This is a genomic window from Haladaptatus sp. T7 (assembly GCF_026008575.1).
Taxonomy (GTDB): domain Archaea; phylum Halobacteriota; class Halobacteria; order Halobacteriales; family Haladaptataceae; genus Haladaptatus; species Haladaptatus paucihalophilus.
In genome coordinates, this window is the sequence record NZ_BROP01000004.1 from 155,909 (window position 1) to 179,911 (window position 24,003).

Consider the following 24,003-nt stretch of genomic DNA (forward strand, 5'->3'; position numbering starts at 1 on the left):
TTTTTATTATGGTAGGGAGTAATGGGAAACCAATGGCTCGTGACGTCGACCTTCAGCTTCTTCTCCCTCGGCAAGTACGCTCTCTTCCTGCGGATTTGGCTGCGATCTGTCTCTTCGTTTTTCTCACGCTCGCTGTCGTTCTGATACCGGGTCTGAACACGACACCGCTCCGTCCCGCCGTCGGTCTCGCATTCGTCCTTTTCCCACCGGGATACGCGTTCATTGCGGCGCTCTTCCCGGAGGACGCGCCAGCCGAATCGACGCCGATTGAACCGTCGCCCGATTCCGAAGATTCCCGACTGCCACGTCCAGGGACCGGAGTCGATGGTCTCGAACGAGTGGCGCTGTCGTTCGGGACGAGCATCGCAATCGTCCCGCTCATCGGATTGGTACTCAACTTCACCCCGTGGGGGATTCGACTCGTTCCCGTTCTGTTGAGCCTCAGCGCGTTCACGTTGTGCATGACCGCTGTTGGGACGGTTCGACGGAACCAACTGCCGACAGAAGAGCGGTTTTCCGTTCCCTACCGGACGTGGTTCGGGCGTGCACGGGGCGAACTGTTCGAACCCGATACGCGGGCCGATGCCGTGTTGAACGTCGTTTTGGTTCTCAGTATTCTCCTCGCCACGGCGAGTGTGACCTACGCCGTCGCGGTTCCAAAGCAGGGCGAATCGTTCAGCGAGTTCTACCTGCTGACGAAGAACGACGACGGGAAACTGGTCGCCGACAACTACCCGGCAAACTTCACCCAGGGTGAGAGCAAGCCCGTCATCGTCGGTATCGAGAATCACGAACACGACCGCGAGCGCTACACCGCCGTCGTGCTGTTACAGAACGTGACGATGAGGAATAATTCGACCATGGTCAACGACCAGCAACGGCTGCAACGATTCAAGACCACGCTCGGCCACAACGAGACGTGGCAAACAACCCATACAATCACGCCAGAGATGACGGGTGAGCGACTTCGCGTGCTCTACCTGTTGTACAAAGATGGCGCTCCCTCGAACCCCACCGCGAACAACGCCTATCGGGAAGTGCACCTCTGGATTAACGTAACCGCGGGCAACGGAACTACCCCCGCCAAACGAGGCGCGCCGTCGCCATGAGGTGATTCCGTGGGGTATCGACGCGCGCTGTTGACGCGGTGGTCGCGCCGCGACAAGCTCGCCATCCTCGTTATCGCGGTGACGGTCGGCTTCCTGACGGGGACGACCATCGTCGTCGCCGCCGTGAGCACGCAAACGACGAGCATCGCGGCGGAGTACGGCACGGACGGAACCGCCGTCCACTACGATTCCGTCGCCGGTGCGCGGGACGCGGCAGGTGAGAACGCGCTCGTCATCCCCATGGCGACAGTGGAACTACCGAACGGCAAAACGCGCTACGTCGCCGGTATCTCGAAACAACAGGCGTCCGCGTTCAAAACTGATTCAGACGTCTCGATACCTGCCCCACCGCCGGCAGGCGTATCGAGCGGTACGAGGACGGCAAAGGGCAAACAGCGACTCGTTGGCGACCGAGAAACCCTCACCGTTGCCGTCACGCCGCGGACGTCTGGCGAGCAACTGATACCCTCCGACTGGTACGTCACCCAGTCGGACACGGTCAGGAAACTCGGTGCGTCCGGCGCGTACGTCATCACGCCCGCGGATTCCGGGAATGGTGAGGCAAACGATGATGGAATTCCATCCCGCGGGGTCACGCTCCGTTCTGCACTGGCATTTTTCGTCACCGGCACGCGCCAGCTCCTCGCCGTCCTGACGCTGACCGCGGTCGGCGGGACGGTGCTCGTCGGCGTGACCATCTACAGCGTGATGAAGATGACCGTCCGTGACCGACGGCAGTCGATTCGCGTCCTCCGCTCGACCGGTTGTCGGCCGCGCACCGTCCTCTCGCTGTTTGCACTGCGGGCCGGACTGCTCACCGCCATCGGCATCGGTGTGGGTTACGCACTCGGCATCATCCTCCCGAACGTCGCCGTCAACGCGGCCGTCTCGCTCGGCCTCCCGACGTCGCTGTCGGTCCACGTCACTCGATTGGTTCTCACGGTGTTAGTTCCCCTGTACGTCGGGACGCTACTCGTCGCACTCGTTGCAGGAGCAATCGCCGTGTGGCCGACCGTCAGCCCACCGCCTGCGCGCGTCACCGGCGAACTGGAACGGGACCAGACGCGAAAGCCCACGCAATCCCGATTTCGCCGACTGTTCACATTGCAACTGCTCGACTGGCGTGCGCTCGCCCCAAGTGTAGCGACGTTGACCGTGTTCATCACCGTTATTCTTCTCATGGCGTCGATTGCCAGCGTCATGACGCCGCTCATGAGCGCACAGGGAACTACGATTACGAAGCCGGGTGCCCCTCACCCCATGGCGAGCACCGTACCGGGGCGGTACGCTGATGCGCTCCGAGAGAAGGGAATCCCGGCGAGTGCGGAAATCTTCCTCTTTACTGTCCGGAATGGCCAACCGGTCGTCGCCCGCGGCGTGAACTACTCGGCGTTCGCGTCCGTTTCGAACGCGACGCTCGAACGCGGTCGCCCGCCTCAGTCCGAGAACGAAGCCGTCGTTGGCGCTGATTTGGCGCGGACCGCGGAAGTCGATATAGGGGACGATATCACCCTCGGCGGCAGCACTCAGTCTGGACTCGCACGTGTCCACATCGTCGGCACCTACACTGCACCAGGACCATACGACGATCAGTTCCTCGTGTCACTTCCCGTCGCCCGACAACTGTCCGCGAGATCGAACGGCTCCGTCCACGTCGTTCGGACGTCGAAACGGCTCGAAGGTCATCCCGGTACGCCCGTCGAACGCATTGACGTGTCCGCACCGCCGCGGATCGAAGCGACTCGACGCCTGCCGGTGACGATTCGCCTCCGAAACTTCGGGGACGAACCGGTGACGCATAACGTGACGGCGCGACTCGGAGACGCCTCGAAAACAGTCTCCGTCCATCTCGATTCGGGTTCACAGCGTGCTGTAACCGTCCACTTGCCCACACCGGAGCCGGGGACTGCGAAACTCGGCGTTGGGAATGAGACGCGCTCGATAACCGTCCTCTCCCCCGATGCAATCCAAATCCGTGGGCTGCCGGAGGCCGTACCGCCGAACAGCACTCCCCGTGTCCGGGTTTCGACGGTGGCTGGCGCTCCCGTGAAGAATGCCTCCGTTCGCGTCTCCACTCCGAGGAACAGCTCGGACACGACGGTTCGAACCGACGGGAACGGCAGCGTTGGGATTCCGTTCGGGGCTGCCGGGAACTCGACCGTCCGCGTCACCGCCGGAAACCGGACCATTACGCACACAGTGCACGTGTCAGGGTCGGCGTCCCGGACGCTCGTCGCCAGCGTTGAGGTTCGACCGACCTCGCCGAGTCTATTGACGCAAACGCGTGCCCGCCTTCGACTCTTCAACCCGTGGAACCAAACCCTCGACCGTGACCTTCGCCTCTCGGGCGGCGGTGCGGACGTACGGCGGACCGTTTCGGTCGCTTCCGGCGACACCGTGGTTAAGACCGTTCGACTCGGGCAACAGACTCCCGGTTCACACTCTCTGTCGCTCGTCTCAGGCGGGAAACCCATCGCTTCCACATCGTACACCGTCAGCGGGGATGACCGACTCGTTACCGCTTATGCGGGTGGTGGTGACGGAGCGGGTGGAACGGGAATCGGTCGAGCGTTGACCACGGCGTTCGGAAACCTGCAACTGCTGCTCGTCGTCCTCGTCTCCCTCGCGGGTCTCATGACCGTCGGGAGTACGACCGCCGTCTTCGCGCAAGCGGTCCACGCGCGCCAACGGGCTATCGGCGTCTACCGAGCGACGGGTGCGTGGCCGACGCGCGTGCTCCGACTCGTCGTCGGGGACGCGTTGCGCATCGGCGTCGTTGCCGTGGGCGGGGCGCTGGTGTTCGGGACGGGCGCGCTGTTCGTTCTCGACCGCCTGAACTACCTCGTCGTCTACGGGGTTCGAATCTCGACGACGCTGACGCCGGGTGTCGTCGTCGGAAGCGTCCTCGGTGGTCTCACCGTCATGCTCCTGAGTGCGGGACTCGTCGCGGCGCTGTTCTCGCGGCGACAACCCGCACGATTGGTGAAACAATCCGTCGGGGCGACCGAGCCGGGACGCTCGTCGGACGGGAGGGGTGTCCAATGAGGAAGCGGCGTTCGGTAGGCCTCGTCGCGCTGGCCGTCGTCCTCATCGCGCTCGCAATGCGCACGATTCCGCTGTACTGGAGTCCGTTGGCGTTCAATACGGATGGGTTCAAATTTGCCGGACTCGCCCGCGAGACGGTTCGACACGGACACATCCCCGCCTCGATCGCGTCCTTCAATCCGGATGAGTACACGTTTTCCGCGCTCCTCGCCATCTGTAGTCAGTTGACGGGAATCGAACCACTGTACGTCGCTCAACTTCTCACCGCGAGCATCGGCGCGACGGTGTGTCTCTTCGCCGTCGTCGTCACTCGTCGAATCGGCTCTCGGCTCGGGTGGTCGCGGTTCGACGTTCGAATCGCGGCGTTCGTGGCTGGCATCGTTCTGGTGACGAACGGTATCTTCCTCGGCCGCTCGACGGCGGTGACGAGCGAAGGATTGGGACACGTCTTCGTCGTTCTAAGCGTCGTCGCGTTCGCCCGTACGCTCCAAACGAACCGTCGCTCGTGGATGGCGGTGACCGGATTGGTACTCGTCCTCTTTCCGCTCACGCACAACCTCAGCACCATCGTCGGTGGGTTCGCTATCGTTTCGCTCTTGGCGCTTTCTCTCCGCTCGTCGGCGGACAGACGCGGGTTGTTGATGGTGCTGATAGTCGCCGGGTTCTGGACCTACGTCAGCGTCTACTACACTACGTTCAAACTCGACGAGTTGAGCCGAATCTCCTCGGCTCCGGGGTTGTTCGTCGCGTGGATCATCGTCCTCGTCATGCTCACGATCTGGCTCTCGACGGCGAGTCCCCGCATCCAGCGGGATTTGCCGTCCGTGGTGATCCTCGGCGGAGCAGGTCTCATCACCGCGAACGCTGTGACGCCGATTTTTCCGGGAACAGCGACGACGGACAAATTAGTGTTCGTGTACGTCCTTCCCATCGCTCTCGTCGGTATCGTCGCGGTCCGCGGGATTCCGCGGCTCGTCGATGCCGGTCTCGATGGGTCCGTAGTCTTTGCCTTGCTTCTCGGCACGCTGTCAATAATTGGCTTCGCGCTGACCGGCGGGCTGACCGTTCCGTATCAAGACCTCGCTATTCGGGCCCAGACCTTCGTCCACATCCCGTTCGCCGTGTTGGCCGGCCTCGGAGTGGTCCTCTTGGCTCGACGATCTAATTCGCGTTCGATTCAGGCCGCACTTGTCGTGTTTGTCATTCTCTGTTCAGTTGTAAGTGCGCCTCTCGCGTTCAGTGGCTTGCGAGCGACGTCTGCCCAGCCGCTCGTGACCCAATCGGAGTTCGAGACGGCGACGTTCGCGGCGATGCATACCGACCAGTGGACGAGCGACGGCCATATGACGGAAACCGCATCGAAATATTATCTGGGTCGTTCAACGCCTTCTAAAAAGGGAGTGTACATTTGGCTCCATGATGATGGGCCTGTGCCGAACTGCCCAGTCGTTGCACAGCGGTCGTGGACGACGGTCGGCGCACAGTTGTATCCATCATCCCCTGAGACGTTAGATCGCCGTTCGTACGTTTCGGTGTCGCAGCGTCGAAATCTTATCTTTACTGTGAGTGGAGATGATCCACTTGTCGTGACCATCCCGATAACAGAAAAGCAGTATACGTGCTGATGCGAGTTCGGCTATCGTCTACACTGTGTCACCCGTTGATTGTAATCGTTACACCGATTCGGAAGTATTCCTCGCGGATAGACGAAAGCTAAAGAGCTGATAATCGATTTAAGTTGATTCCTCACCCTCTATTCCCATTCTAATATTAATTAAATTATATCATTTGAAATAACAAATTATAAATAAATGCTCTCTGGTTTTTTCAAACATTGCTACATTCCTATCTGTTATTAGAAAATGCTTTGTGCGTACCAATACTGGTATTTATTATGAGTAGATATCCAAAAGCTGCACGGGAGGCACAAGCAAAGTGTATTGCTTGTAATGCACCATTAACACAAACGGTGAGTGAGAAATTCGTTTGTGTTGAGTGTGGGCTCTCACCAATCACGACGTGCACGAAAGATCGTATGCCGGCATCTGACTAACACTTGACTAGCGGCCGATTCAATCTTACTAAAAATGTCAAACGAAACGCTAACTGGGGAAAACTACAATTACAAATTAAAGGAATTAAAAGAACTCCCCGCAATTGGCCTCGTCGCTACCGATCAAAACAGCGGCGATATCGCACGGAGCGTTCTTCGTGCCACCGAACAGGGTTACAGAGTGTTCGTAACGTACGACGATACCCCGAACAAAGAGGCAGTACGATTTGCGAATAAGCTCGGCGCAGACGTCGTTACTCCATCGGTAGGAAATTCCGATAGAGACGATCTCCGAGACGCACTCAAGACCACGTCACAGTCGTTGTCGTTTCCCGGTCTCATCATTCATACCGGTACAGGTCGAATCGATTTCGACCGAAGTCGGTCCATGTTTAAAGAAGGTGGCTACTGCGTCGATGCGATTACGGAATCCGAGCAAGAGTTCGAGAACGAGACGTCAACACTCGCCGCGGTTCCCGCGTACAATGAAGTTGATACCATTGGACAAGTGGTCGCCGACGCAAACGACCAAGCGGATGCAGTCCTCGTCGTCGACGATGGGAGCGATGACCGTACTGCAGAGCGGGCGAGAGAAGCGGGCGCAACCGTCGTAGAACACGATGTAAACAGTGGGTACGGCGCTGCTCTCAAAACGACGTTCGTCGAGGCACACCGACGCAACGTTGACCATCTCGTCATCCTTGATGGCGACGGACAACACGACGCGTCGGATATCCCCAAACTCGTTGCGACACAGGAGGAATCGGACGTCGATATCGTCATTGGCAGTCGGTTCGCCAAGGGTTCGGAAACCGAGATGCCCCTTTATCGTCGATTTGGACTCGCTGTCGTCAACGGTCTCACGAATCTCAGTATGGGCGTTGTTCGCAAGCGCTCTCGCGTCCAAGATACTCAAAGCGGTTTTCGGGCGTATAACGAACAGGCGATTGAATCGCTGGCAACCGATTCAAGTATCGGTGACCACATGAACGCGAGTACTGATATCCTCTACCACGCACATCAACACGATTATGAGATAGAGGAGGTCGGTACGACGATTAATTACGATGTCGAGGATGCGAGCAGTCACAATCCCGTCTCCCATGGGTTCGTTCTCGTGAGTAACATATTGAAGACGGTCGAGCGTGACCGACCAATTACCTCCCTTGGAGTTCCTGGGTTTGTGAGTGCGTTTGCAGGCCTCGGATTCGGCTATTGGACATTTTCAAATTATATATCAACCGGGACATTTCCGATGAGTCTGGCAATTACGTCAGCTTTCTTCACTCTCGCAGGCATATTTTCCTGCTTTACAGCTATAATACTACACTCACTAAGTAGGCAATTATATAATGATTAAATTAATAAATATTATTAATTAATATGATATTATCTACGTGTGCTTAGATAGTTAAATTCATACTTGACGAGGTTCGCCATAGTTGTATGGATGTCGGGTTTCAAGGAACCATTGACTACGGTGGGCAGGGCCGAGTAACTATAGAACTCACACGGGCATTAGCTTCACTTTGTGACCAGATAACGGTTTATCCAACTGCTCTCTCTGTACAAAACCCAACAGAACATAATTGGTGGACTGATATGCCATCAAATATAAATGTTGCTGATAAACGGGGTCTTGTTGGTAGTTTGATCCGCGATAGTGTTTCTTTTCGCACTCATGACCTTGTCCATGTTAATTATGGGAGCTTAGGACTTCCCGCACTCGCTAGTCATGTGTTAACGGGCACCCCGTTCGTTTATACTCTTCATCACTACGACGAACCAAGTAATGTCACCAATAAATTTTCGATGAAAATAAAGTATTGGCTTGATGCTAAGATAGGAGCACGACTCCTTGCATCTATGGGCAAGTTCGTTACTATCTCTGAATATAATCGTTCTCGAGTACAAAAAAGAATTGGGCAAGAGCCTGAAGTCATATATCACGGCATAAATCCTAAGCCATACCGCAATTCCTTCTCGCATAATGTCCGAGAAAAGTTCGATCTACGTGAAGAATCGGATATTATCCTGTTTGTCGGGAAATTTCACGGGTACAAGGATACTGTGACATTAATACGAGCTTTCAACCATCTCCTTGAAAACTATTCAATTGATACGGAACTAGTTCTTCTTTCAGGCGGTGGACCAGAAGCACCTAAAATTCGGCGCTCAATAAATGACTTCAATCTTGAAGAAGATTGCACAATAATACCTGAAATTAATGATGATCTACTATTTGCATTCTATGATGAGGCTTCGGTCTTTGCTTTCCCATCATATGGTGAATCATTTGGTCTTGTGTATCTTGAAGCAATGGCTGCTGGTCTACCTATCGTCTGCGTTCAAGGAGGGGCAGCTTCGGAAGTTGTTGATACTGCAGCGGAACTTGTTCCTCCTGGAGATGCATCGACACTAGCGGATAAACTTGCCTCGGTGTTAGATAATCAAGATGTTGCAAGTTCACTTCGCAATCGGGGATTAAAACGAGTTGAAAAATTCACATGGGAAAAAGCAGCCCAAAATTATTTAGAAATATACAAGGAGGCTGTAGATAATGACAATTAAAGTTGCACTAATAAATAGCGTTCCACCTGACGAAGGAGTAGGAAGGTACGTTCGATCTTTGTACCGAACGTTAAATTCATTCTCCAATGTGCAGGCTACAGAATATTACATTGATAAAAAAGAAGTTGAACTGATTCGGCGAGGATATGATGGGAGCGAGAAAAAAATTCAGGTTCCATTAGGAATTCATTATTCCTGTGGTTTTCTATCCAGGCTTGATGATCGCACTTCCCGTCTTGCTGCTATATTCTCACTTTCTCGTTTTATACCAGATTCATACGATGTGTATCACATCGCTGACCAAAATATGGCAAGTCTTGCATATTATGACACCTTCTCTCCGGCTGTTGTGACAATTCACGACCTGGTCTGGCTAACGCGTCCGACGGGGCCAATCGATCAAGTACTTGGACGTATTCTGTTTCATGGTATCAAAACTGCAGACAATCTGATTGCAATTTCTGAATTCACAAAAAAAGATTTACTCCAGCTATATCCATCTGCTCAAGGTAAGACATCACTTGTATACAACGGTGTTGATCAACAGTATCGAGATGTATCTGATAAAGAGATTACCGAAATTCGGAATAAGTATGATTTAAATAAAAACACGCGCTATTTACTCCACCTTGGAACTGACAAACCAACTAAAAATATCGGAACATTATTAGATATAATTAAAAAATTGCCAGATGATGTGAATCTAGTACGTACGAAACCATTACAAAATTCAGAATCATATTCTAATGCTCTTGATATTTCGAATAAAATAAACAACATCGGGTTCGTTCCACATGAAGATCTTCCAGCATTGTATGCCGCTGTAGATATCTATATAAATACTTCTCGGTACGAAGGATTTGGACTCCCTCCCTTGGAAGCCATGGCGGTAGGTACACCGGTAGTTACTTCTAATGCTGCATCACTACCGGAGGTTGTCGGCAACGCTGGTATACTTTGTAATCCGGAGGATACAAAAAAATATGTTAGGAAAATAAATAATATATTTACTGACCCAGATCTACGGAACCGTCTTAAGGACAAAAGTAGGAAAAGAGCACGTAGTTTTAGTTGGGAATCATGTGGAGAAGAGACACTTGCCGTGTATAAGTCCGCGATTAATAAAACAAAACCATCAAATTAATATACGATGATGGAATATCTACAACCAATAGTTATGGATTGTATTGACAACTATGTCATAATTTGGATTGAATAATGAAGGGTCGAAATATTGTCCTCATCTGTTTGGATTCTGTCCGAAAAGATGTATTTGATGAGTTTGCAAGCCAGCTGCGGTCTCGATCAGACTGTTCGTATGAACAATGTCGTGCTGCAAGTTCCTGGAGTGTACCTAGTCACGCCAGCATCCTAACTGGACTTCTACCCAGTCAACATGGTGTTCATACACATAAAAAGTCTTATGAAGACATCTCTAAGGAAGAAACGTTTTTATCGGACATCCCCAACTCATTCGAAACTATAGGAATTAGCGCCAATGTCTTTGCCGGTCCTTCCTATGGATTTGATAAATTCTTCAATGAGTTCATAGATGCACCACGTTACCAATTTTATGCCGATGCAGTGAATGCAACGGCGTTCTTCCATAATACGGATGCAAGAGGAGCCCGACTCTATATTGAGTATCTCAAGGCATGTATAAATGATGACAAGCCGATCAAAAGTCTTCTTAACGGTGTTGCTACGCAAATCCAAAGCACCACATCTGCCATTGGGATACCAAACCCAATGGATGATGGCGCTCGACTTATCGCTCGCGAAGCAACAAAGCAGTTAACGTCCCAGAGTACTCCTAAATTTATGTTTATAAATTTCATGGATGCGCATACTCCTTACGAGTATATTTGGGGACTTGATCGCGACCATCTTTCAGGACCAATTACCTGGACAAGTCAAGGTGAAAGCGTCTGGGAAATTCAAGAGAATCCCGAAAAGTATCGTACTCATTTACAATATCGACATGAGTTTTACGAGGCGAGTGTTGAGTATCTGGACAACATTGTTAATGATATGATTGACGAGATACAATCACAAACTAATCGTCCAACGACATTCATAATTACAGCAGATCACGGAGAGAATATGGGTGATCCAGCAGAGGATTATTTGATTGATCACAAAAGTAGCCTTTCTGAGTCACTACTCCATGTTCCTCTTGAAATAATAAATCTACCTAAAGAGTCACAAAATATTACTAATGATGAGCTTATATCTCATCTACAGTTGGGCGATATAATAACGGCAATTGCACATGATGAGTCAATCCAAAGAATCCAATCTGAGCCTGTCATGGCGGAACTTATTGGAATGGGAGCAGGTGAGGACCCACCGTCTGAAAAGGAGTATTGGGACCGAGCAATTCGATGTGTATATGAGGATGAGAAAAAATATCAGTATGATTCACTAGGTAATGAGGAAACGTATCGTTTCGATCCAGATAATCACTGCTGCCAGGAATTAGTAGTGTCAAGCATCCCCGAGAATATCTCTGCCTCGTTTAATGATGGTCTAAAGGAAGTTAAACAACGTGCGATTGCAGCAGGAAAGTCACGGGAAATTGATGAAGCAACTAAAAGTCGCCTAAGAGAACTGGGTTATGTCTAAATTCAGATTAAATCGTATTATATATCTATGAATGTTTGGAACTCATTTGGTCGCATTGGGACTGCTCGGATAATCAATGCAGTTGCATCATTCTTAGCGCTAATTATCTTCGCACGAATCCTTGATAGTCATGAAATGGGCGTCTTTTTTCTGTTCTTGGCTATTTTGGGTGTTTCTGTGTTATTTGTTGATTTTGGATTTAGTGGTGCTGTCGAAAAACGAATCAGTGAAGGATCGCCTCCTGAAGATATTCTTGCAACGATTGCACTTCCAAAACTGGTGCTCTATCTGCTGTTTATTTCTATTGTTTTCGCATCCGGAAGCTATATAAATGGATATGTCGGATCGAATATCCAATATTCACTCATAATAGGTGTTATTGCAAAGGATATCTATACCATATTTCGTCGGATAATAAATGGACAGCTACGAGTAGCTGAAACAGCACCATTGATTGCCTCTGAGCAACTTGGATTATTAATTTTTGGATCGGTAGGTATATATTTTGTACCGACTGTTGATGTAGCGATTTATGCGTATATTGTAACTCTGATTCTACTCTCCTTTTGGTCAATTTATATCGCTAGAGTTAATTGGGGGAATGCGACAATTGCCAATTTTCGATCCCTTCTTTCCTACGCAAAGTTTGAAATGGTGTCCGAGGCTGGTTGGCGTGTTTATAATTGGACTGACGTTCTCGTAATTGGGTTCTTCCTTTCTCAGAGTTATGTTAGTGGATACGAAATTGCATGGAGACTCGCTGGTGTTACTGTTTTACTCGGTCATGCGGCCAGAACTAGCTTCTTTCCTTTAGTTAGTTCGTGGGATAGCAATGGACAAGATGCCAAAATTCAGACCACGATAGAACAAATGTTGGCCGTTTCGTTGGTCCTAGTTTTTCCCGCTCTTGTTGGCACCTTAGTTTTGTCTGAACAAATTCTTTCTATAGTATATGGATCAGAGTATGCATTTGCTGGAGTTGTTTTTGTTATTCTTGTTGGGCAAAAAATCGTACAAGGTGTCGATCAGGTTGTTGGTTATTCTTTACGTGCAATGAATCGTCCTCGTATTACCGCTATTGCTACTTTGATTGGTGCATCTTGTAATATCTTGCTAAACATCGGTCTAGTATCTCTATTTGGTATCACAGGTGCCGCAATTTCAACATTGCTGTCATATGGGGTGATGGTACTGATCAAATGGTATTTCATAGATAAGATGATCGGTGTTACTCTCCCGAATATTATTAGCTGGTTTATGATTGCAAGCGTTATTATGGGTATTATGATTCAATTCATCGATAATATGATCAATGTTAGTAACCTTACTGAACTCACGCTGGTTCTGACTTTTTCCGCTCTCGTATACGGATTGTTGGTGGGGATCCATACAGACGTCCGAAACGAAATCTCACAAATAATCAACCATGACATATGATTCTTAATCTATTTTAATCGCATTTCTGAATTTCACTAATATGTGTCTTTTTATAGCCAACCGGATTTCAGAAACAATTATACAGCGTGAATATAAATCATAAGTAAATGTACTCGATAGAGGATCTTCGGACTGCTTTATCCGAACCTGAAATATTCGGTCGTGAACTCAACCGAATCTACCATCATAAGCGAGCTGGTAACGATATAAACCCAAACGGAATTGATATCATGGCTCAGGATTGGGACAACTTGATCCTTTTGGACGCGTGTCGCTATGACATATTTCGAGACCTCAATCCATTTAGCGGTGAACTACGAGCAGTAGAGTCGAGAGGTTCGGCTACTGTGGAATTTCTAAAGGGGAATTTTCGAAATCAAGAATTCACGGATACTGTTTATGCATCCGCGAACCCCCAATATTACAAACATCGTGAGGAAATCAACTGCAGCTTTCATGCGGAAATTGAGGTCTGGAACCAACATGATTGGCATCCAGAATGGGGGACAATCCTTCCTGAAACTATGAATAAGGACGTCCTCGAAACTGTTGAGCAATATCCAAACAAACGATTGATTGCACACTATCTCCAACCACATCGACCATTTATCGGAGAAACTGCTAAGAGTCATCCCTTACTAGGGGTTGAATTTAATCGCCTTGGAACGCCAGAGACTGACTCGGAGACGTATCTAAATGCTTATCAAGAAACACTCTCCTGGACGTTCAAAGAGCTTAGTGATATGCTCAATGAGCTCCCCGGAAAAACAGTTATCACATCGGACCACGGCCATCTAATTAGCGAACGTGGAAGTCCGATACCCATCTCTGGCCAATTCCATTGGCGTGGAAATCACGTTGATAAATTGTTGACTGTCCCGTGGTTGGAACTTCCTGTTGAGGAACGGAGGGATATTTTTGATGGGGACAGTTATAAACGAGACTCGCCAAAAGAAGACGTTAGCGACCGATTGAAGGACCTTGGGTATATGTGATTTTAGACAATCAACATTATTCGACCCACACTAAACCAAATTTGGAATCTTCCTCAATTATCTTGGTGACAAACGCATAAATGACTTTTTACTGGGTATTTGTCTTTCCTCAGCGTTGATGAGAATCCCTTCTAGATTATCAAACAACCGTGAGACTAACGATTCCGAAATGATGTGTTGTCAGTTGTCCTTGTTATGTGGTTACTTTCTCCTTGAAGAGTGGATTTTTGGATTTGGCGACGTTCTGTATCAGCTAAAGGGCATTTAACTTAAGAATATTAGCGTATTTTCACGAATAAATTCTTCTCACAGAGGGACGGCTTCACAATTAACCAGAGTATGTCTCATACCGAACTCATAGCTTCAATTGGTAGTTTTATGATTCCCGCCACAGCTGAGAATGACTTCATTGAATGGCATCGTTTAACCAGTGTAAGATGTACAAACAATAGGTACTTGTCTAGTTAAGCCAGTTTGAGAAGCGAGCAGGTCGTTGAATGGTTTGGACAAGATGCTTGCCGACCTGGTCAGCGAGTGCTATGCACCAGATTTAGAAGAAATTTGGGAGCGGACGGCGATGCCCGTCAGGGTGTTCGCCGTCCGGCTCCACGCGACTGGTTGCTCGAGGAGAAACCGAATCTCTCAGACACCGTGTTTCTCGTTGACCAGTTCGACTATCGGACTGTCTTCTCACGACTTGGATTGAGGGGTCAGGCCGACTACACTGACCGAAACCTGATCGAAAAGTGTTCACACTCTCAAGATGCGGATTGGCCGCTTCCATAATTCGTGCGTGGGAAGTCGGCGGAGCGTCCGCCAATGGCTTGCATTATTTGGACACTACTACAACCATCTCTGACCACACCAATCGCTCGATGGACGAAAGCCGATCGAGGAGGTGCCAAATTAGACAGTGCCAAATGATACTATTCATAGATAATTTATGTGGAGTATCTAACCCGTAGTTATGAATAGTAGCACATAGAATTAACGGTAGACTTCTGCTCCACTCGCATATACTTTGTTTTTCTTCTCGATTACTTGTCTTAATCGGGAAAGATCGTACTTTCCTCGGTATTTTGTATTCACCATTGATTGATCAACATTCTCTGTTCTCAGAATAATGTAGTCCGATATCGATTGACGTCGAACACCCACTAGGCCTAACCCATCCCGGGCCTCAACTGCTTTATATCTCGCAATGATGTGCTCGCCATGATAATCAGCCCAAATCGGAACTCCGGTAGTTGCATATTCGTTTATCCACCGTGCCATCTCGTCCTCTGACGGATTAACCAGCGACGTATCCACCCGCTTTCCCTCTGTAGCGAATAACTCCCCATGGGGAGTTCCAGTCAAATCGTAAAACGCGTATGTTCCTGCAAACAGGTGGATAACCAGAAACACTGCAACAACAATATGAGCTAGTAGCTCACGGTTAATGTTAAGAACATTGTTAACTACCCTCGCGGAAACGCTAACTCCGATGATGATGGGAATAGAAATAAAAGGGAGTAATTGGTAAAACATTCGAAACGGGCCATATCCCCCAAAGAACCGTGTTGTTATGAACGTCGCACCGAGACCAATAAACGCAACAATACCGAATACAACCCACATCGGTGAGAGCGAGTCTCTACCTTGAGATCGCCAGGCGGCCACGAGTCCGATTCCACCAATACCTATAGTTCCGTAGTACACTCCTTTTGTTAGTGTTGCTGCAAGTGGAGCACTTCCACTTCCGTTCCCACCTCCACTTATGTTAAAGGCTGTTATTGATTCTATTGATGCAATTAGACCAATAATACCGCTAGCGATTCCGACAAGAATGTCTGTAGAGACATATCCATACCAAACAAAGACAATTCCACCTAAAATCAATACAACGTTTCCAGAAAGAGGGGGTGCCTCGGAAAGATGACTTGTAAACAGACTATTGTGAATGGTCTCAATTATACTTTTAAATATAATGTATCCAATAAATATAATAATTGATATAATGGCCACCGTATAATGTGTTGGAACTATTGTTATGAGCAGGATTACCAAAATAAAATCACGTCTTTCCGACGTGATTGATGGTCGTGTGAGCAAAAGAATTATGTCAAAAAATAACACATATGCTATATTCATCCTTGCGATGCTTCCGATAAGCGTAATAAATACCCATTGAAGGGGAAAAAGTGCAGCTGCTGCAAATGCAGTGCGACGATCAGTCAATCGATCGAAGATCGCAAATATGGTAATTGGTATTGTTGCTTCAATTACTCGATAGCCAACCCGGAATACATCGATCTTCCATCCCGTGATATGGGCAACCATAGTAGGGTACACTGTCACCGATGTCAATCCGATATATCGCATCCATTTTTCACTACCGTTATACCGAGTAAGATTCCATCCCTTCGAAAGGGTCTCTTTGAACACAAATGATTCAAAAGGTATATCTCCATTAATTGATATGTATGGGGAGCGGAATGCATGAAGAAAAGCCAGCGATAGCGCGATTCCAAACAAAGCTATTGCCGCTTCCTTGCGGCTGAGTTCTGGCTGAGTTAAGGTAAGAATGAGATAAATCGAAATGAGGAGTAAAAGTGCCCAATTAATCCAGGGCAGCCCAGTTTTTCGGAGTACTATTGCACCCGCTGCGGCAATAATCGGGAAAAGAAGGGGTGTGAGTATTTTAGGCACTGACGGAGATGGGGTCACTATAGAATAGATTATTTCTTGTGCCTTGAATATTGCTCATCTCGGTTGATATAATTAACTGATACAAACTACATATAGAAATTCTAATAATATGGTACATTGGTTAGACATATTGCATTTGTCATATGGTGCTAAGTACTCTATCCCCATATAAATATTTATTGTATATTAATATTACAATTTTTAAATATGTTGTGTCCCTGGATTCACAATTAGCAGCGGTTAGATGCCTTCTCATCCATCTCTATTCTAACAGATTTTACCAATTACGAATTTTTAACTGTCTTTGTCACTTGACGAACCGAACGTTTTGCTGCCACCCTCCCGTCGTATTCACTAACTGTTGCATCAACGTCAAAAACATCATCTCGGATAGATCCAGTCATTGGTGCTGGAACCGGCTGATTAAGGAGACCTAGTGTTGTTGGTGCATAATCCGTGATGTCCATTTTGACATCCTGTCCATTGGCACCTCCGCCAAGAGCTAAGAAGATTCCAGTACGATCATGTTCGGATGAATGGCTCCCGGGCTTAGGAGCAGAGCCGAAGACTTCTTTAGTCTTCATAGTCTGTGGATATTGGATCTGGTATTCGTCAACTGGGAGTGCAATTAAATCCGGACGGGTGTTCTTGTATTCGTCACTGTACACCTCTTCTCCAAAGTAGACATTCTCAATGACTTCATCTCCCGTCTTTGGATCTCGAATATTGAGAAGATCTTTGCGAAGAGCTTCTCGAATATCATCGTAGTTCTCTGCTGTAATCCAACCAGCAGGGTGATCATTTGATGTATTTAGGTAGATTTGCCCACCACTGGCAATAGTGTAAGCGACGGTTTCATTCCAGTCGTAGTCCATCCGTGAAATTGTCAATAAATCTTTCAACCCATAATTGTCACTTTTGTCACCATCTTCATCATCTCCTTCTGCCTTTGCCACAGCTTCTTTCACTGTTCCGAATAAGTCCAATCGGTGGAGAATTGCTTCAAAGGTGTTAAACAGATGGTTATATCCAAAGAGCTTCAACTTTGTTAGCGAAGTCGATTCAAGTGATAAATACCCGTTGTTATATAGCCACGAATTTAAATTAATCTGTCCATGAACTGGACTATGGCCGTGGTCGCTTAGAACGATGAGAACATCCTCGTCGTCCATATAGCTCCTAAGCCATCCTAGAAATTCGTCGTAGATTGTGAGAAGCTCAAGAGGCTTATCCGCGTAGGTCTCAACTAAGCCCGGTTCGTGTTCGGGATGTGATTCATCGCGGATGTGTGCTAGACAGTGCTGAATTGAATCCGGAGCAGAAAAGACGTAGCTGTAGACTGAGTTCTCTGTTTGCTCAATGAGGTATTTACCGATATTTGTTCGCTCCTCATCCATTCGGAAGAGTCCATCTAAGTACTTTTGGAGTTGTCTCTCTGTTTTATCGGGGGTGTATGGCGTATACTGATCCAGTTCGTACGAGGTGACTTTTTCCTCAATCTCTTCCGCGAGAATATTGGGATAAATGAAACTCCCGTCTGGAGGGGATGTTACAATGTCTCCAATATGGAAGCCACTTGATTCTGAAGGTGGGTAGCCTGCCATCAAATTCATTATTCCTGTCGAAATACCATTTGAGTCAAGATAGTCCCAAATTGGTATCGAATTTGCATGGAGGATGTCGCCATTTGCGAATCGCGTTTTGTAGCTTCCTTCCTCTCGGAGTATGAAATTGTAGATTCCGTGTGCTCCGGGATCTCGCCCAGTTGAGAAACTGCACCATGCGGCCATTGATAAGGGTGGAGCGACCGTTTTTGTGGTTCCACTTGCCCCTTCAGCTCTAATATCCGCGAGTTCGGGTGTATAACCTCGAGTAATCGCTTCTTCAAGGAGGTGAGGCGGGACTCCGTCCAACCCTATATGATAGACTGTGCGGGTAGTCATTCCATGTAACCCAGATCTTGTAGGCGTTCTTCTACTACTTCTTCATTTAGGTCATCCTCAAATGCAGAATCATTACGAGCGCTAAGTTCCTTGGCTGTATGTTCGAGCACAAAATCCATAAGCTCTTCTCCATTCTCGAACCCTGACAATTCTGCTGCCAATTGTTCATAGCGATCCCGATGTTGGTGGCAAATAGACATAAGATGAGATTGATGCGGATGGTATTAGTGCTTTATGTGTTGAGACAAGACATTGCTTGAGTTAGTTGCGATTTGATTTAGTTCTCTTTTTTGTGAGGGAGGATGATGTAACCTCCTGTACTTCGACTGTCTTTATTATCTGCAAATTCAAATATTCTCTTAATTAAAACTTTGAATTTATCTTTTTCGTCTATATATGACCCAGATGTCTGCTGTCAGGGGATCGCGTATATTTTCGATTGCCACAGGAGCTAAGCAGCGACTCCTGTGCTCTTCGTCTGCGATTGTTGATTAAGTTCTCGACGCTTGAGTATGGTTATTCCAAGAGGAAATTCAGACCCTGCCTTATAGTGAACCCTGTCTGTAGCTAGATGATTCTTTCTATCATGTAGTCGTCTGCCCTGTCCGACGATACGCAAAACGAAGTTATCATAACTATTGTGTTCAGATGACTCACGGAATTCTAAGAATATTCAGTAATCAAGATTGAGATCCCTACATAGAACCTTCGACAATAAGATACCCGACGCGTTCGTTTACATGCCCCGTTTCGGTATCCGTACTATGTTCTTCTTCGACTTTGACCTCGACGCCGGTGCTCGAGAGATTCCGATACCGAAGGCTCGCCGTATCCGACCCATTGAACGTTTGCATACCGGCGACAAATTGCGGTTGGTCGTACTGCTGGTCGAAAGTGAATTGGGTCCAATTCGCGTTGACTGTTGTTCCAGTTTGCTGGACTTCGAACGGTCTACCGTTGAGGACGCCCGATGCTTGCTGAAGTGCAATGTAGCCGACCGTTTCCAGCGTGTGCCCACCGTTTGCTTCTTTCTCCTCTTCCTCTTGGAGACGTACGTCGAACGAACTACTGGAAACGTTTCGGAGCCGCGTGACGATTGGGTCCGATCCGTTGAACGTCTGGGCCTGTGCGAACACAACCGGTGTTTCCGTCCCGAAGAACTCCCCGAGTGAGACGGACGAGAAAGGAATGCTGACACCGATTGTCCCTGTTTTCATCCGAAACGATGTGTCATCCGCCAACTGAAATGTTTGTTCACCTGGCTCCATGGCCACTGTATGGAATGTTTCTCTGAAGTGGTATCCATCAAGATACTCCCATTCTTCGAGTTTGAATTCGAAGCTGCCATCGGTGACGTTTCGCAAGCGGACATGCGCTGGTTGGCCACCATTGAAAGACAGTGGCTTTGCGATAACAACACTATTCGGTTGCACAACCGAATCCGCTTGTTTCCACTCATCTCTGCTTTCCTGTACACCACTGGTAATCGTATCCGTCATCAAAACTCCCTCAGTACCAGGATTATACACATCCCCATCAACTGTCCAAGTAGCTGGCCCGTCCGCCTCCGTCGAGACGATGCCGCCAGTCACATAATAGGCGTACACCCTTCCAGCTGGAACGGTTCCAGTAGCAACCTCCGAATTCGGCGGCCGTTGCGGCCCACCATTTGGCACCCACTCCGTCGCTATCGTCGCACCATCGTTGCCCGCCGGAAGGACATAATCGCCCGCCGTAATCTCGTACGTCGTCGGCGAGTCATTACCCGTATTATCGATACGAACGAGTTGCGACGGCTCCATCGGTATCTCTCCAAGTGGCGGTGGACTCGGCAACGGTGGCGTCGTATTCGGCTGTTCGGGACCGCCATTGATGGCCATCCAATTCGCTATGTAACTAGAGTTCGTCTGCGGACCACTCCCACCTAACACACCGGACACCGGTCCCCACGTATTCGGCTCTTGGCCTATGTAGATGGCATACTCCGAATCGTGGTCGTTGGTGACTTGCACGTCTTCGAGTCGCAAATACTCTAGATTCGCGGGCGTTCCGTCGTACATCGTGCCCTCGTACGTGTATATCGCGTCGTGATTCTTCGTCGAATCATAGCTGATTCGGACCCTCCGGACATCTACTTCCTGGCACGGTGCTACCGCCGTGATCGCCCCGCCGCAGCTGCTATCCGGATACCGATGGTAGAAGTCGCTGTCGGCGATAGTAATCCTTCCATCGTAGCTGTTGATGCCGTCCGACGGGTCCGCCGGTACGTTCGCCTCCACGTTCACGCCGCGTTGGAGCGATCCACCCGACCACGCCTGTATCGGATGTCGGGCATCTTTGATCGAGACGCAGTTACGAACCTCGCTGTTGCCACCGAGTCGCATCCCGCTCTGTGAATTTCGGACGAAGCTGTTCAGGATTTTCATGCCCCCTTCCGGCTTCTTTGCGTAAATAGTGTTCTCTCCCCAGTGTTCGAACCAACAGCGGTTGAACGTGAGCAATCCCTTCCCAGATTCGACGAGGATTGCACGCCGATTGCTCGCCTCATCCGGTGCGCACGACCCCTCGTGAAAGTAGCAGTCCTGGAGCAGCCCACGTGTTCCGTCTTCCGCTGACAACCGGAAGTACGTGCGCGCATCGCCCGAATCGTTCGACCCAATGTTCGTATCAGTGGCCGCTCGCACGTAGCCACGCGTAATGAGCCGCCTCAGTTCCCAGTTTCCTGAATTGGAGTTCATCCGCACGAACGGTGGGACCGGTGTGTCCCGCATGTCGAGTTCGAAACCATCTAACACGAAGCCTCGTGAGTAGACGTCGACCCACGGTATGTCGTCGCCCGACCGTCCGGGAACGAGGCGTGCACCGTCCGGCGCGATGAGTTCAAGCCTGTCAGTCCCCGACGGGACGATGAGTTCGTTGAGTTTGTAGGTTCCTGGCGGAAAGATGATGGTCGTATCGCTGCCAACTAGGTTTTCGAGAACGCCGTCGATGGCGTTCCCACCGGTATCGTCCGCTCCTTCTTCGACGATGTCGTAGGTCGGCATTCACATCCCTCCCTTCGACGAGTTCCTGCGGTCGATTTGATCGCTCGAGTGTTCACTGATCTCTACGGTACTTTCTGATTGCTTGTCACCGGGAACTGTCTCGGTTTCTCTCTGATTGCTCGTGCCATCCGAAAACTCCTGACGAATAATGGTTTTACCCATGTTAGTGGCTCAATTATAATGCTCGCACAAATTGTTATGATGAGCCTGAAAGAAAAATATAGATGATTTGTAAATAGAAGCACGTCCCTAACAAAGTGGTCTACCCTCTATTATTAACCAACAGAAAGAGGTAAACAACAGGTCTGGGATGCATACGGATCTGAACTCGGCTCATCAGCAACGGATACAAACGTATTGCACGGAGAGTTCATCGATTCTTTGTACGATACATTCGTGGTGAGATAGGGGCGAATTCTCATTACCGCCATTCACAGGGAAACCAATAGGGTGTTTCTATTGGAATATGTCATCGATGCCTCTTTTCTCCCCTGTGGCTTCATCATTGGTGTAGGCGGCTGTGCTGGTATCCGTTCGGAAAAAGAAATATCTGCAACTGCTCGCTTATCACATCGCGAATCAGAAAGACCGCTCTATCGACAAACCTCGGAATCTTGCCAAGAGTGTGACCGTCGAATAGCGGGCAAGAAGGTTTATACGGGAATATTTCGGAGTAAATGTCATGGATGGAATTGCGGTGTTCGGCATCGGAAGTACTCACTTCCGGTATACGGTCGGGACACCGGCAGGGGAGTTTCTCACCGAGATTGCAGTCGAACCGACACGACCGCAAATTCTCGCAATGCAGATCGTCCAAGCAGTTCAGAAACTACAACAGAACACCTCTGCGACGATTGTTGCAGTTGCTGTCTCTTGTACTGGTCTCGTTGACACTTCGAACGGAATCATTCGGGAAATGGATACCAAATATGGAACCGAAATCCACGACATCGATCTTCGAAGTGTGATTCGGTCCGAATGTGACCTCCCTCTCTTTCTGGCGAACGACTGTAGTGCATCCGCACTTGGGGAATGGTATTTCGGTGCTGACGATGCATACGATTGTGTAGCTCACGTCACCTTCGGCACCGGTATCGGTGCTGGGGTCGTCGAACGCGGGCGACTCCTCCGTGGAGAATCCGGCCAGGCCGCAGAAGTTGGGCTCTTTCCCGTTGCACCGACGTCCGGTCTCAGTAGTTTCGGCGTTCCGGGAGCGTGGGAGGCGATCTGTTCCGGTGGCGGCATTCCACACTATGTCGCCCACCGACTGCAAACTGACGACCGGGAAACGACGCTTCGAGATGGCCCTCACTCCGAGGCAGAGCATCTTTTCGAGGCTGCAAACGATGGTGATACAGTCGCTAAGGAGTATCTTGATCAGATTGCCCAGTATAATGCGGCTGGCATCGGAACACTTTGCAATGCGTACAATCCCGGCCTCATCACTATCGGTGGAGGCGTTGCGCTCAACAACCAGCAAACAATCTTGGACGGCATTCGAACGTATCTCGATGACTATCTCTATGTCGAGAGACCTGACATCCAAATCACGGAGTTAGGTGATGATATCGGTCTCTATGGGGCGCTCGCACACGGATCTCCTGAAAGAGAAGTCGTGTGAGTTCCGAGGCCAGACAGATGAACTACTTCAGTGTCGAAACGTGGTGTATATGACCCACTTTCTCGGTGGTGTTATTTTAATCACATTCAATCTCCAGTTGATCAGGAACTATCTTCACTGGAGTCTAACTCACTGACATCCAACTCCCCAACGAGATATTTTTCATTGCGCCTGCGAGCCCTGAGACAATTTTATCACGATACTTCCAGCCTGCAATAGTACCGACGAAACCAACGAGTAGGAAACCCCCAACGGCAAGCAAAGCGAGTAGAATCGATGAAAAACCACCTGTCCCGTTTTGGGAGCTTCCCGCGTCGCCCTGCGATTGCGGGAAGTTTCCTGTACTATTGTTCTTTTCTGTCGTTGGTCGGGAAGTCGTAGAATCTGTTGGAGATTGAGTTACTTGTGTGGTTTCTTCTCTGTCGGTGGTTTTGTCGGTCGAACCGGATTCTTCACTCGTGGAAACGGCTGTAGTGGACCATCCGCCCGACCTTGCGTTCTGCGTCGTTGAACTCTGCGACGTCGTTGGTGGAGAACTCGTCGTCGTGGCTGTCGCGGTTGTAGTGGTCGGTTTCGATGTCGTAGTGGTCGGACTGCTCGTGGTGGTGGTAGGCGGCGGTGTGGGGGTCGTAGTGATCTGTGTTGATGGCGTAGTTGACTGCAATGACTGACTCGGTACCTGAGCGGTAGCCAGTGAGTTGGCGAGAAGAGTGCACAGCATCACCATACAGATAGTACGAGCGATATCACCCCGCTGAGAGCGACGAGGAACGTCGCAAGACGGCTCTGGAGATGGGAACGTTTGACGGACGCCGTCACGTGCCATCTACGCGGCACTTGAGGACGAGTAAACGACCTCACATCGCCGA

At 49.4% G+C, this 24,003-nt stretch carries 14 protein-coding genes and 1 pseudogene; 11 read left to right on the forward strand and 4 right to left on the reverse strand.

The annotated features are described in order from the left end of the window. Nucleotides 1–32 precede the first annotated feature (32 nt). The 10 genes and pseudogenes from OPC11_RS12610 to OPC11_RS12655 all read left to right on the forward strand — a co-directional run bounded on the left by OPC11_RS12610 (nt 33) and on the right by OPC11_RS12655 (nt 14,694). Nucleotides 33–1,109, forward strand: a complete 1,077-nt coding sequence (locus tag OPC11_RS12610; RefSeq protein WP_264782107.1) for a DUF1616 domain-containing protein — start codon at nt 33–35, stop codon at nt 1,107–1,109. 9 nt (nt 1,110–1,118) lie between these two features. Then, the gene (locus tag OPC11_RS12615; RefSeq protein ID WP_264782108.1) at nt 1,119–4,154 is read left to right on the forward strand and encodes an FtsX-like permease family protein; all 3,036 of its coding nucleotides are present in this window, start codon (nt 1,119–1,121) and stop codon (nt 4,152–4,154) included. After that, nucleotides 4,151–5,779: a sodium/phosphate symporter gene (locus OPC11_RS12620; protein WP_264782109.1), complete on the forward strand. Its 1,629-nt coding sequence runs from the start codon at nt 4,151–4,153 to the stop codon at nt 5,777–5,779. Before OPC11_RS12615 ends, OPC11_RS12620 begins: the two co-directional genes overlap by 4 nt. A gap of 462 nt (nt 5,780–6,241) precedes the next feature. Next, a complete protein-coding gene (locus tag OPC11_RS12625) occupies nt 6,242–7,567 on the forward strand; it encodes a glycosyltransferase family 2 protein (protein ID WP_264782110.1) in 1,326 nt (441 codons plus the stop codon). Nucleotides 7,568–7,653: 86 nt separating this feature from the next. Next, nucleotides 7,654–8,778, forward strand: coding sequence for a glycosyltransferase family 4 protein (locus OPC11_RS12630; protein ID WP_264782111.1), 1,125 nt, complete (start codon nt 7,654–7,656; stop codon nt 8,776–8,778). Nucleotides 8,779–8,866: 88 nt separating this feature from the next. After that, complete coding sequence (locus tag OPC11_RS12635; RefSeq protein WP_264782112.1) at nt 8,867–9,922, forward strand: glycosyltransferase family 1 protein; 1,056 nt, start codon at nt 8,867–8,869, stop codon at nt 9,920–9,922. Between the two features lie 74 nt (nt 9,923–9,996). After that, on the forward strand, nt 9,997–11,403 hold the full coding sequence (locus OPC11_RS12640) for a sulfatase-like hydrolase/transferase (protein WP_264782113.1): 1,407 nt from the start codon (nt 9,997–9,999) through the stop codon (nt 11,401–11,403). A gap of 27 nt (nt 11,404–11,430) precedes the next feature. Further along, a complete protein-coding gene (locus tag OPC11_RS12645; protein ID WP_264782114.1) occupies nt 11,431–12,840 on the forward strand; it encodes a flippase in 1,410 nt (469 codons plus the stop codon). Nucleotides 12,841–12,947: 107 nt separating this feature from the next. Next, complete coding sequence (locus tag OPC11_RS12650) at nt 12,948–13,835, forward strand: hypothetical protein (RefSeq protein WP_264782115.1); 888 nt, start codon at nt 12,948–12,950, stop codon at nt 13,833–13,835. Nucleotides 13,836–14,346: 511 nt separating this feature from the next. Next, nucleotides 14,347–14,694 (forward strand): annotated as a pseudogene (locus OPC11_RS12655) (hypothetical protein). Between the two features lie 128 nt (nt 14,695–14,822). On the opposite strand, the gene OPC11_RS12660 reads toward OPC11_RS12655, so the two are convergent. The 3 genes from OPC11_RS12660 to OPC11_RS12670 form a co-directional block, all read right to left on the reverse strand. Further along, a complete protein-coding gene (locus OPC11_RS12660) occupies nt 14,823–16,544 on the reverse strand; it encodes a DUF2206 domain-containing protein (RefSeq protein WP_264782116.1) in 1,722 nt (573 codons plus the stop codon). 266 nt (nt 16,545–16,810) lie between these two features. After that, complete coding sequence (locus OPC11_RS12665; protein WP_264782117.1) at nt 16,811–18,469, reverse strand: alkaline phosphatase family protein; 1,659 nt, start codon at nt 18,467–18,469, stop codon at nt 16,811–16,813. A gap of 695 nt (nt 18,470–19,164) precedes the next feature. Then, nucleotides 19,165–21,513, reverse strand: coding sequence for a hypothetical protein (locus OPC11_RS12670; protein WP_264782118.1), 2,349 nt, complete (start codon nt 21,511–21,513; stop codon nt 19,165–19,167). 682 nt (nt 21,514–22,195) lie between these two features. On the opposite strand from OPC11_RS12670, the gene OPC11_RS12675 reads away from it, so the two are divergent. Then, the gene (locus OPC11_RS12675) at nt 22,196–23,134 is read left to right on the forward strand and encodes an ROK family protein (RefSeq protein WP_264782119.1); all 939 of its coding nucleotides are present in this window, start codon (nt 22,196–22,198) and stop codon (nt 23,132–23,134) included. A 452-nt stretch (nt 23,135–23,586) separates the two neighbouring features. Here the strand turns inward: OPC11_RS12675 and OPC11_RS12680 are convergent, their stop codons facing one another. Then, a complete protein-coding gene (locus OPC11_RS12680; RefSeq protein WP_264782120.1) occupies nt 23,587–23,850 on the reverse strand; it encodes a hypothetical protein in 264 nt (87 codons plus the stop codon). Nucleotides 23,851–24,003 lie beyond the last annotated feature (153 nt).